The sequence below is a fragment of the Pseudoalteromonas sp. TB64 genome (genome assembly GCF_000498095.1).
Taxonomy (GTDB): Bacteria; Pseudomonadota; Gammaproteobacteria; order Enterobacterales; family Alteromonadaceae; genus Pseudoalteromonas.
Genome location: NZ_AUTQ01000052.1, coordinates 1 through 2,584, shown reverse-complemented (window position 1 = coordinate 2,584; position 2,584 = coordinate 1). Strand labels below are relative to the sequence as shown.

Annotated in this window: 3 protein-coding genes and 1 pseudogene; 1 reads left to right on the top strand and 3 read right to left on the bottom strand. The window is 34.9% G+C overall.

Annotation, left to right across the window (positions count from 1 at the left end):
- On the bottom strand, positions 1 to 205 hold a 205-nt coding region (locus L647_RS1000000126195), incomplete at its 3' end, for a hypothetical protein (RefSeq protein ID WP_024609662.1).
- Between the two features lie 367 nt (positions 206 to 572).
- Between L647_RS1000000126195 and L647_RS1000000126305 the strand changes: the two are divergent.
- Positions 573 to 740, top strand: a pseudogene (locus L647_RS1000000126305) (IS110 family transposase); the annotation flags it as partial.
- A 32-nt stretch (positions 741 to 772) separates the two neighbouring features.
- Here L647_RS1000000126305 and L647_RS0101695 read toward each other — a convergent pair.
- Together L647_RS0101695 and L647_RS0101690 are read right to left on the bottom strand one after the other, a co-directional pair.
- A complete protein-coding gene (locus L647_RS0101695) occupies positions 773 to 1,153 on the bottom strand; it encodes a hypothetical protein (RefSeq protein WP_024609661.1) in 381 nt (126 codons plus the stop codon).
- A gap of 627 nt (positions 1,154 to 1,780) precedes the next feature.
- Entirely contained in the window at positions 1,781 to 2,179 is a 399-nt protein-coding gene (locus L647_RS0101690) for a hypothetical protein (RefSeq protein ID WP_024609660.1), read from the bottom strand.
- Positions 2,180 to 2,584 lie beyond the last annotated feature (405 nt).

Below are 2,584 nucleotides of genomic sequence, written 5' to 3'. Positions count from 1 at the left end.
CGCCATAAAAATCTGACATAGCTGCAGCTTCAGCCTTCGTTAACAGACGTTCAGGAGTTATCTCTTTAAGTTTTTCGTCTAAAAACTTTAAATAGTGAGCACGTTCAATTTTATCTGAATTGATAAAGTTAAAGAGGCTCACAAAAACATAAAATAGACTTAAAATAACAAAGATGGAAACAAGGACGAAAAGAAAACCGCTCATGTATTAACTGCCTAGTAAAATTATTATAATATCAAAATGTTAAGGTTATTTTCCTGAATTAACATTGAAGGACACCACTTACACCACTTTATTAGAAGCCATTAAACGGCACTTGTGATATTTTTTCGAGAAAAACGAAGAGAAGTAAACAAAATAATTACTTATCAATATTTTACCACAGCTAAATGATTAATCTAACAGCAATACCTGCCATCGAAATATGACAATACTTATCAGCTAAAAACGCACTACGACTACTCGATAAGTAAAGTGCCAATGTAAAAGAAGCTTAATCTCGCTTAGGTAATATTTTTGGAGGCATTGGAAGAATATATATTTTGAATTAAGGCTCAGTATAAGCAACAAAAAAGCCAAGGCTAAGCCGCATAACAGCAGCATTAAATCACTGGCATTCAAATGGATAAGGATTGTATTTAGGTGTTGGAAAACGAATACACCCTACGATGAATCGACGTATTTAGCGGTCTTAAAACACAGAGGCTCACCACTTTTAAAATTTGCAATTAATAGCTAAATTTTACTAGTCGTCCACCTCAAAGCGTGTTGTTAGTTGCCTTTTGCAAACTGCCAAAAGTCTCTGTTTGAATATAAAACCCAACTTAAACTTTTTGGTACCATATAGAAATAAAGAATTTCGGTAGTGCTTTGAAAAGCATTAAACTGAGCCCAGTTTAAATTTAGCCGTTCAGTTAACCTTGTAGTTAAACCCGAACCTTTGTAGGTGCGTTCAAAAGACTCAAAAACAAACACAGTATCGTTATTTTGATACTCTAATAGATTTGAGAAAACCTGATTAAATTCATCTTCAGATAACCAATGCGTCAATTCAGAATTGGGGTTTTTAATGATTTCCCAAAAATTAGAAATAAGCTTTAATTCTTGATCATTTTCAGTATCAATAATCGATTTCAAATCATCAAAATTCATCTGTGAATCTTAAGGCAACTAACGCTCCCATGAGCGATGCTTGGACATTTGTTTTACACCTTTATTTTTTGCAACGAATGTGACCGTTTTGCGAGTCGTAACTTTATGGGCTTACATAGTGCATGACTACACGTTTTTTCCACATGATACACAGGACTTAGAGTCCTTTGCGCAGCTTTCACACATTACCCATGCAGTATTACAATAATATTTTAAAGTTTCGTCAGTTTGACTTACCCAGATATTTTTGCATTTAGGGCATTTTTTAAAAGACCTATTTAATTTTTTTTCACATCTTTTGCTACAAAATATATTTTTAAAATCCATTTATCTCTCTTAAATATTAATTATTAATACCAAATATCGAGCCGGTAGAGGTTCTATTTTAGAAAAAACAGCCTCAGAATTCATTAGAAATGAAGCCTCAAATGGCGTTGTTACGTGAAATCTGAGGGAATAATCCATTGGAAAGTGAATTTTATAGGCTGTTTAAACAAAACTATCTGTCACTTCCCACTTATGAGTTAATCTACAGCTTTAGCGCCTCAAACACCGGCTTGGTGAAGTTGCGGATTTTTTGGAAAAAAAGGTGATAACTTTACCAAGTCCGCGTGCTTTGACTTGTTGCTACTCAAGAGTTACACCCTCATGAGTAAGCTCAAATTTTGGCTCTTTGCTGCTTGGCCATTTAGGCTTTTCTATTGGTTTTTCAAAAGTAGTCAGCCAAACCTCAAGATCATTAGAGCCTGACAAACAACCCATGTAAGAAAAACACATACCATCATTTATCATGTTGCTGGCAAACTGAACTGCGTCATAAAGAGAGCCCTCTGCTTTATTGTGGGTGAAAGTTTCATCGTCCCACACCCACTTAGTTGGGAGCCCGTTTTCATCACAAGCGAAGTACCTTACATATTCATAGCCTTCACTAGCTTTTTTTAAGGAATTTAAGAACGCTTCTCTGATTTCCGAGAACCTCTTTTTGAACTCTTCAATGCCTACGCTTTTACTAATAACGTGCTTCATACTCGCCTTAAAGGTTAACGAGCCTTAGGTTAACTCGTTTTATTATTTGTTTTATTAATAAACAAACCATAGCTGAGTTCCTATTTTGGTTCAATCGATTACTGTATTTTTACGCAGCATATAAAGAAGTGTTTGGTGTTGTTTTAATTGGCGTTTTGAAAGGGATTGATGGTACTGCAAAGCTTAAAAGTACGCTAGTAAAGCATTTATTTTTAAGCGCAGTGGTCAAAAAACGTGAACTCATTAGCGTTATATTTTGAGGCAAACATTTGTGGAATGGGCAGGCTTTTCTATTCGTTATTCGTTTTGGGCTAAAGCGTATTATGAGCAACAAAAAGCCAAGGGTAAGCCGCATAACAGCATTATTAGATCACTGGCATTTAAATGGATAAGGATTGTATTTAG